12 protein-coding genes and 1 pseudogene are annotated in these 14,277 nt (G+C 36.1%); 10 read left to right on the top strand and 3 right to left on the bottom strand.

From position 1 onward, the window contains the following. The first annotated feature begins 29 nt into the window (after nt 1–29). The 4 genes from ACHRWY_RS01090 to ACHRWY_RS01075 all read left to right on the top strand — a co-directional run bounded on the left by ACHRWY_RS01090 (nt 30) and on the right by ACHRWY_RS01075 (nt 2,275). Nucleotides 30–1,088, top strand: coding sequence for a DUF2931 family protein (locus ACHRWY_RS01090; RefSeq protein WP_395351682.1), 1,059 nt, complete (start codon nt 30–32; stop codon nt 1,086–1,088). Beyond that, nucleotides 1,075–1,203, top strand: coding sequence for a hypothetical protein (locus ACHRWY_RS01085; protein ID WP_395351680.1), 129 nt, complete (start codon nt 1,075–1,077; stop codon nt 1,201–1,203). Before ACHRWY_RS01090 ends, ACHRWY_RS01085 begins: the two co-directional genes overlap by 14 nt. 90 nt (nt 1,204–1,293) lie before the next feature. Next, on the top strand, nt 1,294–1,530 hold the full coding sequence (locus ACHRWY_RS01080; RefSeq protein WP_395351678.1) for a hypothetical protein: 237 nt from the start codon (nt 1,294–1,296) through the stop codon (nt 1,528–1,530). A gap of 301 nt (nt 1,531–1,831) precedes the next feature. Then, the gene (locus ACHRWY_RS01075; RefSeq protein WP_395351676.1) at nt 1,832–2,275 is read left to right on the top strand and encodes a DUF2931 family protein; all 444 of its coding nucleotides are present in this window, start codon (nt 1,832–1,834) and stop codon (nt 2,273–2,275) included. On the opposite strand, the gene ACHRWY_RS01070 is transcribed toward ACHRWY_RS01075, so the two are convergent. From ACHRWY_RS01070 to ACHRWY_RS01060, 3 genes and pseudogenes are all read right to left on the bottom strand, one after another. Further along, the gene (locus tag ACHRWY_RS01070; protein ID WP_395351674.1) at nt 2,208–3,023 is read right to left on the bottom strand and encodes a hypothetical protein; all 816 of its coding nucleotides are present in this window, start codon (nt 3,021–3,023) and stop codon (nt 2,208–2,210) included. The genes ACHRWY_RS01075 and ACHRWY_RS01070 overlap by 68 nt on opposite strands. A gap of 120 nt (nt 3,024–3,143) precedes the next feature. Beyond that, a pseudogene (locus tag ACHRWY_RS01065) lies at nt 3,144–3,281 on the bottom strand (DUF1826 domain-containing protein); the annotation flags it as partial. A 379-nt stretch (nt 3,282–3,660) separates the two neighbouring features. Continuing rightward, nucleotides 3,661–4,773: a taurine catabolism dioxygenase TauD gene (locus tag ACHRWY_RS01060; RefSeq protein ID WP_395351672.1), complete on the bottom strand. Its 1,113-nt coding sequence runs from the start codon at nt 4,771–4,773 to the stop codon at nt 3,661–3,663. 272 nt (nt 4,774–5,045) lie between these two features. On the opposite strand from ACHRWY_RS01060, the gene ACHRWY_RS01055 reads away from it, so the two are divergent. The 6 genes from ACHRWY_RS01055 to ACHRWY_RS01030 are packed head-to-tail and all read left to right on the top strand — an operon-like array spanning nt 5,046 to nt 14,265. Then, the gene (locus ACHRWY_RS01055) at nt 5,046–5,681 is read left to right on the top strand and encodes a nitroreductase (RefSeq protein ID WP_395351671.1); all 636 of its coding nucleotides are present in this window, start codon (nt 5,046–5,048) and stop codon (nt 5,679–5,681) included. A 23-nt stretch (nt 5,682–5,704) separates the two neighbouring features. Beyond that, nucleotides 5,705–7,222, top strand: coding sequence for a pyridoxal phosphate-dependent decarboxylase family protein (locus ACHRWY_RS01050; protein ID WP_395351669.1), 1,518 nt, complete (start codon nt 5,705–5,707; stop codon nt 7,220–7,222). Then, complete coding sequence (locus ACHRWY_RS01045; protein WP_395351667.1) at nt 7,203–9,659, top strand: GNAT family N-acetyltransferase; 2,457 nt, start codon at nt 7,203–7,205, stop codon at nt 9,657–9,659. Before ACHRWY_RS01050 ends, ACHRWY_RS01045 begins: the two co-directional genes overlap by 20 nt. A gap of 1 nt (nt 9,660) precedes the next feature. Next, nucleotides 9,661–10,983 (top strand): lysine N(6)-hydroxylase/L-ornithine N(5)-oxygenase family protein, encoded by a 1,323-nt coding sequence (locus ACHRWY_RS01040; protein WP_395351665.1) that lies wholly within the window; start codon nt 9,661–9,663, stop codon nt 10,981–10,983. A 10-nt stretch (nt 10,984–10,993) separates the two neighbouring features. Next, nucleotides 10,994–12,862, top strand: coding sequence for an IucA/IucC family protein (locus ACHRWY_RS01035; protein WP_395351663.1), 1,869 nt, complete (start codon nt 10,994–10,996; stop codon nt 12,860–12,862). Further along, nucleotides 12,859–14,265 carry an MATE family efflux transporter gene (locus tag ACHRWY_RS01030; RefSeq protein ID WP_395351661.1) on the top strand — a complete coding sequence of 469 codons (1,407 nt, stop codon included), beginning with the start codon at nt 12,859–12,861 and terminating at the stop codon, nt 14,263–14,265. The genes ACHRWY_RS01035 and ACHRWY_RS01030 overlap by 4 nt, the downstream gene beginning before the upstream one ends. Nucleotides 14,266–14,277: the final 12 nt, after the last annotated feature.

Genomic DNA, 14,277 nt, shown 5'->3' with positions numbered 1-14,277 from the left:
TTTTAATCAGTTGCAAAAAGAATGATATAATGAAAATACAAACAAAAAAATTTGAATGGTTGCCACAAGTTAGCGGTGATAAAACTTGTCCAGTCGAAATTGTTAATGGAAGTTTTAAATTATCCGATAGCAGCAAAATTTGGATACCCAGTGGAGAATATCTAAATGGTAATTGGGGAATAAGCAGTGGGACTATGGTTGTAGGCGAAGATTTAAAAAAGATACCTGAGCATTTGGAGATAACATGGTTTTCTTATATCGAAAATAAATTTTACACAGGTAGTTTTGAATTACCGCAAAAAAAAATGTATGAAATTTTTAAAAAAGATTATGGTAAATCTTTAATGCCAGATGGTACAGAATATAAAAATGCATTTACAAGATTACTTCTTGGTTTCGCTCCACAAGGATTAGTAACTCTTTGGATTGACGGAGAGGGTTCTAAAGAAATTGGCACTTACCAAGCACATGAAACTTTTGACGTTGAATGGAGTAATTTACATAAGGGTGAAAAATCTGTATTAGTAAATTCACGTAGAGAAGATATGCCCTTATTTGTTCAGGAAGAAATAGCAAATAATAAAATAAGTAATACATATTTCAAGAATCGTCTTAAAAGATATCATTATAAAATTGGCACCAATAGATCAGACTTTAAAATATACAATTATGATATCTTTTTTATAAATAACGAAGTTATCAGTAACGCCAATACTGGTATTGAATTTCTTAACGATACCGTTGTCGGAAAAGCTGTACCTATAAGTATGGTAATTTTTGTAGAAGATCAATTTTCAAGACAATTAGAAGTTCGTATTTGGTTAGATTTACTTAATGGAAAAACAACAAATGAGAATGACGACATAAAGGATCCACTTGAAAAACGTAATTTTAATAATCAATTAATGGAGCGTTTTAAAACATTTTTTGACAAAAACGAAAATGTCGAATTATACATTAAATTCAATAAAGAAATTATAAAAAGTAACATCAATAAACCTGTTTATTCAGGTAAAGTTTATCTAAAATCTCCAACTACTGAAGTTGAAATACCAAACTCAAAAGTCGAGGTTTATGACGCTGAATAAAATAAGATGTACAAGTACAATAACCTCAAAAGATAATTTTGTGTTATTAGTAACAATAATTCATTATTGGTGGGATAAGTACGACTGGCACAAAGAAGCAAATGCTTATATCTGATGAAAAAAACATCCGAACAGTTACCAATATATACCACTTGCAATAATGGTAAAACTTTCCGAAAATTATGGTTTAGCGTTCGATAAATCTATGATAGAAACTAAAGGATTAGATTACAACGTTCCGGATGATTTAACTGAAGCCAAAGAAGCTTTATTAAATTATGCAATTACAAATGACGGAGCACATAGTAAAGCGGTAACTATTGAAAATGAAAAATTGCATTTTATACGTAATAGATACCTTCATAGATCAACTTGTGATAGTATGGGAAAAGGAGGCAGATATAAAGACGGAAAACCATATAGAAAAATTATTAATGGATAAATATATACAAGTTTTAAATAAAATGTCAGATCAAAATAAAAATAAGATACTATCATTATTACTCATCTTGCTAATTTCTTCTTTATGTAGTTTTTTTTATTCAAATGATTCAAATGGAGAAAAATTAATAACAACAATTCCTGTTTTTACAATTTTGTTTTCTTTCTATGTTCATGTGTATGGGTTAAAAAAATTACTTGCAAAAATTTTATTCATACTTCTTATAATAGCAAGTATAATCGTGTTGTCATTCATTTGGTTGTTTCACAAATTAGCACATGGGTCGCATTAATCTAAAAACATGAAAATAAATAATTTAAACAAAATTTACATTTTAACAGTTATAATTCTATTAGCATTATTACTAAAAGCTGGATATAATGTATGCAAGGAAAGAGGGATGCTAATATTTAACAAGGAAAAGAAAAAAGAAATGCTTATAAAAACAGAAAAATTCGGATGGCTAGCAACTACAGGTGCAGGTGAAGAATATCCAATGGAAATTGTAAGTGGGAGCTTTATTGCCTCTGATAGCAGTTTGCAATGGATACCAAGTGGAGAAATTTTAAAATCTGGCTGGGGCAATGGAAATGGCGTTTGGGTCGTAGGTGAAGAATTGAAAAAAGTGCCAGAACGCATGGAAATAACATGGTTTTCTTATGCTGAAAATAAGTTTTTTACCGAACTCTTACAATCTTCGATTCAGGAAAATCGATATCAAGATTCTTTTTTATTATTCCAGTAATAACATCAATGCGAGTTCCAATAATTATATCTCTATTTTTAATTGGCCAATCTGTCATTATTGCTGTTAATTTAGGTTTTATAATTCCTGTAGATAAATCTAAAGGATCTGTAAACCATAGACCGCACCCACTAATACCGTGTAATTCCGGACCTGTTCCAAACATATATTTTTTGTGGTTAAAAGAAAGTTTTCTATTATATGATGTAACAACATTAACAGCAGGATTTCGATCAAACTTTGAATAATCCTCGTTTCTTTCAGGAGTAGTAAAATGAAAAAAAGAGGTAGAATCGAAAATATCTGTCTTATATTTTTTTTTTGATTTTGTCGCGGGATAGCCCAGAAATGTGTAATATTCTTCGCTTTGGAATATATGATTGATAGCTAAATCGTCAGCCTGCAAAAAATTATAAGTGCGCAAAAGATGAGGAACACATTCTTTATCTAATTTCAGAACACCTATATCAATTGTATCTTTATCCCTATTTGCTGCATTATGATTGTAAGTTGTTCCTCCTGGCCTAATTATTTCATAGTCTCTTGATAAAAAAATGAATAACTCACTGTACTTATCAAAAACATGGGCAGCTGAAATAAGAAAATAGTGGTCTTGAATCTGAATAAATACTCCTGTTCCATAAACTTTATAACTAGAAGTATCGGTCAATAGCATACAAGTATAACTCTTCATTGAATTCAAACTGGATAATTGTAACGATCTATATTTTTCAGCTAATGTTTCCATATAATAACTAATTCTTTTGTGATCTATTTAACCCTTTAAATTTAGAAATAATAAATCGTTCAAAAAAGTAACGAATTCAATAAATAATATAATTGCCCAAAACTGTTATAGTAACTGCTTTTAGCAAATCAACAACAAGCGATATTGGCCTTCATTTTCTATTGGTGCTCTGTGAATGCAAGGCAACACTTCTTGTTTTGGATGATCTACGGCAAGTCGCCAAAGATGTCCTAATCCTAAATTAACAGGTTCTGCATCAGCATCCCGCTCCCCGAAGTGTTCATAATTGCTGTACAAAGTCTCCCGACTTCACACCCATTCCCGCTCCCCGAAGAGTTCTTATAAAAAGCTGTGCGAAGTCTCCCGACTTCGTACCCGTTGCTATATTCCGTTCCTATTTTATTTTTTGATGCTCTTTGCGGATTATTGGAGTGCGTACGAAGTCGGCAGACTTCGCAGCAAGTACAGTTGGCCCCGATATTTGGAAGAAATATACTAATGCAAATGGTGATATTGATTTTTCTGACCCATATTTTAATCCTTCCTATTAATATTCCATTTAGAAATTCGTATTGACCTGATATAAAAAGAGACATCAAATATAGTTTGACATCTCTCTTTAATTCAGCTTCAATGATTAATCCTGATCAAAAACTTTTCCCAAATGTTCTTCCATCACAAAATACGGATCATCTGTCTGTGTCATCGACCTCATATGAATTAAACTAGTTTTACTCATCATTCTGAGCATTTGTCGTCTCTCGCACTTCACAATCTTGCCATTCTCTTCCCTCTGCCCTGCCGTAAAAGCACTTCTTCCATGCGCACATAGGTGATTATTGACAAAGATCACATCTCCGGAATCCGGTATATACTCATTATTAATCAACTCTTTAGCCTCGTTCCAGAATTCAGTTAAATTATAAAGAGCTTCAGGGGTTTGGCCAGCCTTTTCATTAAATATCTGCTCTGCCGCATCGAATCTAATAAAAGGCAGTTCTTTATTTCCGTACAGAACAGAAGCCAGCGGGCCGTTATTAATTTCCTCATTATAATTGGCGTCTTTAGGGCATTGATAAATAGGCTGAAAAAGCTTTTCCATTACTGTATTTACCCCGCCATGTGACCGTACCGAATACAGTGATGAGGGAACTCGCTCTTCATTTCGCAAATACAGAAAGCTTAAAAAATCAGCCTGGTGCAGAAGAAACGCATCTTCGGTATGAACATACAAATTTGTTTTTGATCCCGACCCTGTTTGCGTAGCAGCCATATTTTCATCGGGAATAACCGCATGAAGAATTCCTCCGCCTTTTCGCTGTGCATAATACTGAACAGGTTTAGAGGGAACTGCCCCATGCAGCAGTGAACAAATAAAGCCGTATTTATTGAGTTTGGAGTAATCAGCACTTTGCCAGTTCGCGGGAGTTGGTCCCAGATGGTTCTGATCTACTTCAAGAAGGCCTCTAAAAATAATGGCCCCGTACTGGCCTGCCGAGAAATCCGCTCCAAAACGGCTTAAAATCCTGGCAATTCGTTCTGGAAGAAGCTGGAAAGAATAAAGATGAAGCGCGGCTATATAATCCGGATTTTCATAGCTCCGGAATGCCTTCTCCAGCAGGGTGCCCACATTCGATAAAATATTTCTTTCCTGAGGCGTAACCTCCACTATCAGCGGGCTTGTAGGAATTTGATAAACAGAACTTTCTTTTACTGGTATCTCATCTTCAATTAATGACTGTGATTTCATTTTATAAGTTTATTTAATAGTTAATAACGATTTGGACAAACAAAAAACACAAACTACTGAAAGTAACCTATATAAAATAAAACCATTATTCATACACATTTAAAAATGTACAGAATTTCTCATGAATATTTTTTCTGATTTATTTTTTTTATACAGATTAATTTCTACATTTGCCTACACTGTTTTTATTTATTCTAAATAAAATCTACTTACAAATATATTTGTTTTATCATTTAAAAAAAGAATTTTCTTTAATAATTTTAAAAAAAAACATGAATAATAGTGTTAAACCCAGTAAAATCAAGGTCTCAGATTTTGAAAGCAGACGAAGTAAAATTTCAAAAATTATCCGGACAAGACGAAGTATTTATGCTGATGAATTTGTAAAGCAAAATATACCGGACGAATTATTAAATGAAATTTTAATAAATGCAACTTATGCCCCTACGCATAAAATGACCGAACCATGGAGGTTTATTGTTTTTAAGGATAGCTATTTAGAAAAATTAGGCGCTTTTCTGGCAGAATATTACAAAGAGTTTTATTATCAAAAATTCTCTGCTGAAACCGCTGTCGAAAAGTACAATCTGCTTAAAGAATATCCTCTTAATTCGGCATGTGTTATTGGTGTTGTAATGGTTCGTAATCACAAAATAGATTTGCCTGAATGGGAAGAAATCGCTGCTGTTTCATCTGCTGTTCAAAACATAGCGCTTACCTGTACTGCCAATAATATCGGGAGTTACTGGAGCACATCTGCAGGTGCAATTGATTACTTAAAGCAATTTGACCTGGCAGAAAATGAAAAATCCCTCGGGTTAATTTATGTGGGATATTATCCGGAGGATATGGAACCATCAAGAAAAAAAAGAACCCCCGTTTCTAACAAAGTAACTTATTTTAAATAATCTCAACTCTAAAATTTATCATTATGCAAAACCTATTAGACACTGATCAGGATGTCATTGTTAAAAGTTCTACTGACGATTTTTATCAGGATATTTTTCATGAAAATTCCGGCACTGAATATAACAACGCAATAGCATTAGTACAAAAACGAGTAGCCGGTTTTCTTGAAAATACTAAAATTCCATTTAGCGGTATTAAACCCGAGGAAATAAGAAATAAAGTAGAAGCTGTAAACTTAGACCTGCCGCTCAAAGATTATGAAAGCCTTTGGAATGAGATCGATGATATTTATGTAAATCATGCCACTGCCTATCATTTACCGGAATATATAGCCCATTTAAACTGTCCGGTAGTAATTCCAGCTTTAGCCGCCGATGTACTGATAAGTGCTATCAATTCGTCGCAGGATACTTATGATCAAAGTGCCGGAGGAACATTTATAGAAAGAAAACTAATTGCCTGGACAGGGGAACAAATTGGATATAATGAAGATTGTGATGGTATCTTTACAGGAGGCGGCTCGCAGAGTAACCTTATGGGACTGCTTTTGGCAAGGGATTATTTTGCCTTGAAATACCTGAATTGGAATATCAAATTAAATGGATGTCCTCCGGATGCCAGTAAATTCCGAATTTTTGTTTCCGAAAAATCTCATTTCAGCAATCAAAAAAACGCTTCTATTCTTGGCCTTGGCGAGCAGTCTATTGTCCAGGTTATTACCGATAGCCGTTATCGAATGGATGCCGGAAAATTGAATCAAGCCATTATTGAAGAACTGGAAAAAGGCAATATTCCAATAGCTATTGTGGCGACGGCAGGTACAACAGATTTCGGTAACATTGATCCATTAGCTGAAATTGCGATTCTGGCAGAAAAATATAAATTATGGCTTCATGTAGATGCGGCTTATGGCTGCGGCTTATTGCTTACCGATAAATACAAACCTTTACTAAACGGCATAGAACAAGCTCATTCTGTAACTATTGATTACCATAAATCTTTTTTTCAGCCTATCTGCAGCAGTGCTTTTATGGTGAGAAACAAACAGCATCTCCATATTATAAAACATCATGCCGACTATCTAAACCCTAAGGAGCAGGATTATGATGAACTTCCTGCCCAAATCAACAAGTCTCTGGTACAAAGTACACGCCGTTTTGATGCTTTAAAGCTATGGTGTACGCTGCGCTATATGGGCAGAACTAAACTGGGGCAGTATACGGAAACTATTATTGAAACTACAAAACAAACTGCTGCAATATTAGAGAACGACAAAGATTTTGAACTTTTAACAGATTCTGATTTAAGTGTTTTGGTTTTTAGATATAAGCTGGCCGGCTGGCCGGGTGACTGCTGTAAAATGAATTTGTACATCAAAAAGAAAATGTTTTTTAACGGCGAAGTTTTAGTAGCAAGCACAAAAGTAAATGGCATTTTTTACCTGAAGTTCACCATTTTGAACCCATTAACCACTATAACACACATTAACAATATTCTTTCAATCATAAAAAAACACGGAAATGAATACATCTTCTCCTAAAGAGATTGCTCAGGAAGCAGTCCATATTACACTTACAATTTTATTGAACTGCTGCCTGCGCGAATTAGGCAACAGTAGTTTTTATGAAGGGGTTTCTAAATACGATCCTGTACTAAAATCATATATGTCAAAGTCTGATCATAAGCTTCATCTAAAATTGGATTTTCCTGTTGATAATGTTGAAGTCTATGCACCGATAAGGTACAGATCTGAAACCTTCAGACATTTGTATGATTTTCCGGTAATGGAACGTGACCTTACTGCTGAAACCATAAAAGAAATAGATGCAGAGCGTCTTTTGGAATTAATTACAACTCACGTAAGACAGCAGTATCCGCTCGTAGATTCTAAAAATGTAAAAAAAAGAATGCAGCTGAGTACCGAGAAAATAGCGCAGTTTTTAGAGCATTTTAAAACTTCCGGCCAGCAGTTTAATAAGCCTGAAATGACATTTATTGAAGCGGAACAATTATTTCCGGCAGGACATTTACTTCATCCGCTTACCAAAGGACGTGAAGGTTTTACGGAACCGGAAGTTTTGAAGTATGCTCCTGAAACCGGCGGCCATTTTCAATTGTACTATTTTTTAGTGCACCCTGATCTGGTTACCGAAAAATCAGTAGACAACGTTCTGCCTTCTGAATTTGCAAAAGCAACAGTATTAGAAGCAGGCAAAGGAGATAAAGAAATACAAGATTTACTGGAAAAATATCCGGAATGGAAAGTGCTTCCGCTTCACCCGTGGGAAGCTGCCCATTTTAAATCCCAGCCCCTATTTGATACACTGGTAAAAGAAAATCTGCTTATCGATCTAGGCGAATTTGGCAAAGAATTTACAGCCACTTCTTCTGTACGAACGGTATATAATAATGAAAGCGATTATATGTACAAATTTTCCCTTCACGTAAAAATTACCGGAGCGGAACGCATTAATCATTATCATGAACTTTACAGAGGTTATGATGTATCGAGGCTAATGCAGACCCCTTGGGGAGACAAGGTAAGGAAAACGTATCCTGATATTGAATTGATATGCGATCCGGGTTTTATATCAGTATCTTATAATGGAAATGTACTGGACAGTTTTTCTACCAGTGTGAGATATAATCCATTTAAAAGTACTGCAGCCGAAAAAGAAAAGAATGTCTGTTTAGTGGCTTCTTTATGTCAGGACAGCATATTGGGAGATCCTTCCAGAATGCAGAACGTGATTCAAAAAGCGGCACAGCAAACCGGATTATCTGTAGAAAAAACAAGTGAGCTTTGGTTTAAAAAATATATTGATATTATAGTTACAGGCGTAATAAAAATGTTTAATGAACAGGGAATGTTCTGCGAGTGGCATCAACAAAATACATTGGTACAACTGGATGCGGCGTTCCTGCCTGAAAAACTATTTTTTCGCGATAATCAAAGTTTTTTATTCCGAAAATCTTTTGAAGAACAGTTAAACAAGATCGTACCAGGTTTATCTGAAAATGGAAAAATGTTTATTCCGGACGATCGCTTATTTAACCTGTTGCTTCATTATTTCTGGGTAGGTAATATACTGGCCGTTGTAAATACCTTCGGCGCCAACGGACTTACAGATGAAAAAAATCTCTTAAATATTCTGTATGACAAATTAGAAGATTTACAAAAAGAAGACGAAAGCGGTCTGGTTACGTTTATTCTCGAAAGCAGATATTGGAAAGTGAAAGGCAATTTGCTTACTGCACTAAATGATATTGACTGCGGTGGTAATCCTGCCGGCGTGACCCGTATTAATTTCCCTAATGTTTTACACAAACGCTTTTTTTCAGAACAATTAATACATCCAAAAGGGAAAGAAATCGTTTACAACCGTTATTTTCCTAAAGAAGATGTAACCATTAGTTTACGCCCTGTTGATATAGAAAATGACCTGGAAATGCTGCACGAATGGTTTCATCGTGACCACGCCAAAGCAGCATGGAAAATGGACTGGCCCCTGCGCGAACTTGAAGCCTATTACAGAACTCTGCTTCCGGGAGATGGTTTGTACAGCTATATAGGAATGGCCAACGGAGAGCCTACTTTTAATATTGAAGTATACTGGCCGACACGTGATGTACTGGGAGATTATTATGATGTTCTGCCTACTGATTATGGAACTCATCAATTTATTGCGCCAACAGATCCTAAACAAAAATTTGTATCACCATCAACACAATGCATGATCGATTATGTATTTGCGCAGTCTGAAGTGGGTAAAATGGTTGGTGAAGGCGCTGTTGATTCCAGGGCTTCGATGATGAACAAAGCGTTTCATGGTTTTAAAATCGAAAAAGTCATCGAAATGCCGCATAAAACCTCAAATCTTAATTTTTGCTACCGCGAATGGTATTGGGCGAAATTCCCTCAAAACAAAGACATTATCATAAACGCTGAAGCAGAACATAATCTTATAAACCAATAGTATGGAAGATCGTAAAGTATATTCATTAATAGGAATCGGAATCGGGCCTTTCAATTTAGGTTTAGCCGCTTTGTTAGAACCGGTTGATGAGGTTTCATCACTTTTCTTTGATCAAAAAGAGCAATTTAACTGGCATCCGGGTTTGCTTTTTGACCACGTTACACTGCAGACTCCATTCTTATGTGACTGTGTTTCAATGGCAGATCCAACAAGTAAATTTAGTTTTTTAAATTTCCTTAAAAAAACAGATCGACTATATAAATTTTTTATCCGCGAAAATTTCTTTGTACTGCGTAAAGAATACAATTTATACTGTCAATGGGTAATTAAACAGCTAAAGAACTGTCGCTTCTCCTCTAGTGTAAGGGAAATTTATTATAAGGAGGGCCTCTATGAGTTACACGTATTTCATAAAGAAGAAAACCAAACCAAAATTTACTATTGCGAAAAATTAGTATTAGGAACAGGCACTGTACCTGTACTTCCTGAGTTTGTCGATTTAAAAGAGATGGAAAAAGTTTGTCATACGTCAAGCTATCTTTTTAGAAAAGAAGAAATTCTGGAACAGGATACCGTAACTGTAATTGGTTCCGGACAAAGTGCTGCCGAGGTATTCTTTGATCTTCTTCAAAACAGACCTAAAAATCTAAAACTGAATTGGTATTCACGTCCCGATCGTTTTTTTGCCATGGAATATTCCAAGCTTATTTTAGAACATACCTCACCGGATTACATAGACTATTTTCATCAAATGCCAGCTTCAACCCGTAAGGTCATGCTGGACCGTCAGAAATTACAATTTAAAGGAGTCAACTTTGATTTACTCAACGAGATTTACGATCATCTGTATGCACTCAGCGTAGATAACGAAGACATTGGTGTAAAGATCAGGCCCAACATACAATTGGATGATATAACGGCGGGAATTCACAATAATTACGAATTGCATCTGGAGCAGATCGAACAGCAGAAAAAGTTTACAGACCATGCTGACTATGTTATTTTAGGCACCGGATATCATTATCAGGAACCTCAATTTCTTAAAGAGATACAGCATCGCATCAGCAGGACTTCAACAGGCAGTTATGATGTAAAAAGAAACTACAGTATAGATCATAATGGCAGTGAAATTTTTGTGCAGAATGCAGAAATTCACACCCACAGCTATATTTCATCTGATTTGGGCATGGGTGCTTATCGCAATTCTTATATCATTAATGAAGTAGCGAAACGCGAAGTATATAAATTAGAAAAAAGGATTGCTTTTCAGGATTTTGACCTTTCGGGTATTGCCGCGGAAAGAGCGGAAGAAATTAGTATTTAATACATCTAAAATGAATATAGAAACAATACCACACTTAGACATTTTTACCGCTCCCGTTTGGGAAAAGGTAAATCTTAATCTGCTGGCCAAGAGTTTAGCCGAATTAATGCATGAAGATGTTGCAAAACCCGCAATTACGGGCAGTGAAAAAGCGGGCAGTGAAAAAGATGGTCTTACACATTTTAAACTGACAACTGATCTCCCGGAGGTTTACTATACTTTTTCGGCTTATCCAAGACTTTTGGAGTATTGGCATATTGAAAAAGAAAGTACCCGGAGATGGGAAAACGGCACAGCCAAGCCTGCAAAAGATGTTCTTTCTTTTTTTATGGAATTACAAAAAACCTTTGGCATTGACTCCTTTACACTGGCAAAATATACAGAAGAACTCCTCAATACCTTATATGCTGATGCACATTTGTACACCAGAAAAAAACTGAGTGCTGCTGATTTGACACAGGCCGATTACCAGACTATCGAGCACCAAATGGAGGGTCATCCCTGGGTTATTGCGAATAAAGGACGAGTTGGTTTCAACAATAGTGATTATCACAATTATGCGCCCGAAGCCAATAAAAATACTGATTTATACTGGCTGGCAGCCCACAAAGAAAGAGCTGCATTTAATGCCCTGGAGACGATAAATTTCAATGATTTTTATACGGAAGAATTAGGAGAAGAAGTTTTTAATAGATTTCAGGAGAAGCTCTTCAATATGAAACTTGTGGCTGAAGATTATGTTTTTATACCCGTACATCCGTGGCAGTTGAACAATAAAATTTTGCCGCAATTTCATCAGGATCTTGCGAACCAATATTTAGTTATTTTGGGCAAAAGCGACGATGTATATTCGCCTCAGCAAAGCATCCGGACTTTCTTTAATTTAAGTTATCCCTCAAAACATTATGTAAAAACGGCAATCTCGATTTTGAGCACAGGAAATATCCGCGGATTATCCCCAAAACAAATGGATATTGCTCCGAGAGTAACAAAATGGGTAAAAGAGATGCTCGATAAAGATCCTTATTTTCAGGAAAAAGAAGTGGTGCTGTTAGGCGAAGTTGCCACGGTTTCTTATCGTCATCCGCAGTACAATTCTATAGCTGACAGTCCGTATCATTATCGCGAAATGTTAGGCGCATTATGGAGGGAAAGTGCAGAGAAATATCGTAAACCTGAAGAAAAACTAATGACAATGGCATCTTTATTATATATCGATGACAACAGCCGTCCTTTTCTTCAGGAGCTGATAAACATATCAGGACTAGATACGCAAGGCTGGCTGGAGCACTATTTAGAAGCATATTTAAAGCCTTTGTTGCATATTTATTATCAGCATTCCTTATGTGTAACACCTCATGGCGAGAATATTATTTTAGTTATGAAAAAAGGAATACCGCAGCGTATTATTATAAAAGATTTCGTTGATGATATTGTTTTAACAGAAGAAGCCAAAGCAAAATTACCGGCTGAACTTAAAGACGGTCTTATACAATCCTCCAATAAAGAGAATACGCCTTTATTTATTTTGATAGGTGTTTTTGATGCCTTTTTTAGATACCTGTCTGATATTTTACATACTTATTTGGATTACGATGAACATTTGTTTTGGAAAACCGTAACAGGATCAATTGAGGAATACCAACAGGATAATCCACATCTTACAGACCGCTTTGAAAAGTACAATCTTTTTGAACCTGAGTTTAAGCGATTTTACATCAATAGCCTGAAACTGCTTAATAATGGCTATGCTGAGCAAACTGGTTTTGCCGTACCGAAAAAAGGAAGTAAACTTCCTAATCCGCTGTATGTCATTAAGCAGTATGAAATGAGCGAGTTTACAGACATTAGTAATGAAACAATACAGCACCAATCATGAAAACAGTTGTATTGAGGCTTCAATCTTATAGTGATTTGTTTCTTACTGCGGTATTAGGCCGGGAAAAAAAGTTCACTTCAGGCAGTATTAATCGGGCAATTGTATTGCTTGCTGTTCCGATGGTTTTAGAGCTGGTTATGGAATCTGTTTTTGTTTGTGCCAGTTTGTTTTTTGTGAGTAAACTTGGTGCCGAAGCAGTTTCTATTGTGGGTTCTACGGAGTCTGTTATCAGCTTTTCCTATTCGGTTTCTATTGGTCTGAGCATTGCAGCCTCGACTTTAATTGCAAGACGGGTTGGCGAGCAGAACTTTAAAGAAGCAAGCGTTACAGCAGGACAGGTCATAAACATAAGCGTAATTTGCGGTATTATCATTAGTATCATCTGTTTTATCTGGAGTGATGAGATACTGGCACTGGTAGGGCTTTCTCCAGCGATTATAAAACAAGGCAGTTTGTATGCCAAAGTAATGTTTGCCAGCTGCGGATTCATTATTATCCGTATTGCGTTAAATGGTATTCTTCGGGGTGCCGGTTATGCTGCTATGGCGATGCGTACCCTATGGCTGTCCAATGCATTGAATATACTCTTGTGTCCCCTGCTTATTTTTGGATGGGGCCCGATACCTGCATACGGACTACTCGGAGTTGGTATAGCTACAGCTGTAGCCCGTTTTATCGGAGTCTGTTATCAGGCATTTCATTTGATTAAAGGAACAACCATTATTCAAATTGGTAAACAGCAGCTGGCACTTCATAATGAAACTTTTAAAAAAGTATTGAAACTTACTTTTGGTGGTATGTTACAGTATTTGATTCCTGCATCCAGCTGGCTGTTTATGATTAAAATCGTATCTCATTTTGGAGGTAATGCCCTCGCAGGCTATATCATAGCACAGCGTGTTGCCTCAATAGTGACAACGCCGGCCTGGGGAATAGGAAATGCTGCCGGAATCTTAACCGGACAAAATTTGGGTGCACAACAGCCCGAGAGAGCCGAGAAATCAGTCTGGCGGGCAGGAATGATCAATATGTGTTTTTTGATTTCGGTGTCCATAGGATGGATTTTTATGGCTGATCCGGTTGTCAGAATCTTTTCTGATGTGCCTGAAGTCATCGATAACAGCACGACTTACATTCACATTATTTCTATTGCCTATGTATTACTGGGGTATACAATGGTTATTTCCAGAGCACTGAATGCCGCCGGCAAAGTAATGGTGGTTACCCTCCTGTACATCCTGATGTTTTACGTGATACAAATACCGCTTTCATTTGTCTTTGGAGTCGCATTGGGTTTTGGCCCTAAAGGCATTTTTGCCGCTATATTAATTTCAGAGCTGGTATTGGCTTTTGGCTGTATCACCATATTCAGAACAGGAAAATGGAAGTTAGCTAAAGTTTAAAAAAAATAGTAT

This window comes from Flavobacterium sp. FlaQc-48, assembly GCF_044007335.1.
Lineage (GTDB): Bacteria > Bacteroidota > Bacteroidia > Flavobacteriales > Flavobacteriaceae > Flavobacterium.
This window is presented reverse-complemented; position numbering and strand designations above follow the sequence as displayed.

What these genes read in the sequence shown, in the direction of transcription:
- ACHRWY_RS01030 (WP_395351661.1), top strand. Translation starts at nt 12,859, where the DNA reads ATGAAAACAGTTGTATTGAGGCTTCAATCTTATAGTGATTTGTTTCTT.
- ACHRWY_RS01035 (WP_395351663.1), top strand. Translation starts at nt 10,994, where the DNA reads ATGAATATAGAAACAATACCACACTTAGACATTTTTACCGCTCCCGTT.
- ACHRWY_RS01080 (WP_395351678.1), top strand. Translation starts at nt 1,294, where the DNA reads ATGATAGAAACTAAAGGATTAGATTACAACGTTCCGGATGATTTAACT.
- ACHRWY_RS01060 (WP_395351672.1), bottom strand. Translation starts at nt 4,773, where the DNA reads ATGAAATCACAGTCATTAATTGAAGATGAGATACCAGTAAAAGAAAGT.
- ACHRWY_RS01090 (WP_395351682.1), top strand. Translation starts at nt 30, where the DNA reads ATGAAAATACAAACAAAAAAATTTGAATGGTTGCCACAAGTTAGCGGT.
- ACHRWY_RS01040 (WP_395351665.1), top strand. Translation starts at nt 9,661, where the DNA reads ATGGAAGATCGTAAAGTATATTCATTAATAGGAATCGGAATCGGGCCT.
- ACHRWY_RS01085 (WP_395351680.1), top strand. Translation starts at nt 1,075, where the DNA reads ATGACGCTGAATAAAATAAGATGTACAAGTACAATAACCTCAAAAGAT.
- ACHRWY_RS01045 (WP_395351667.1), top strand. Translation starts at nt 7,203, where the DNA reads ATGAATACATCTTCTCCTAAAGAGATTGCTCAGGAAGCAGTCCATATT.
- ACHRWY_RS01070 (WP_395351674.1), bottom strand. Translation starts at nt 3,023, where the DNA reads ATGGAAACATTAGCTGAAAAATATAGATCGTTACAATTATCCAGTTTG.
- ACHRWY_RS01050 (WP_395351669.1), top strand. Translation starts at nt 5,705, where the DNA reads ATGCAAAACCTATTAGACACTGATCAGGATGTCATTGTTAAAAGTTCT.
- ACHRWY_RS01075 (WP_395351676.1), top strand. Translation starts at nt 1,832, where the DNA reads ATGAAAATAAATAATTTAAACAAAATTTACATTTTAACAGTTATAATT.
- ACHRWY_RS01055 (WP_395351671.1), top strand. Translation starts at nt 5,046, where the DNA reads ATGAATAATAGTGTTAAACCCAGTAAAATCAAGGTCTCAGATTTTGAA.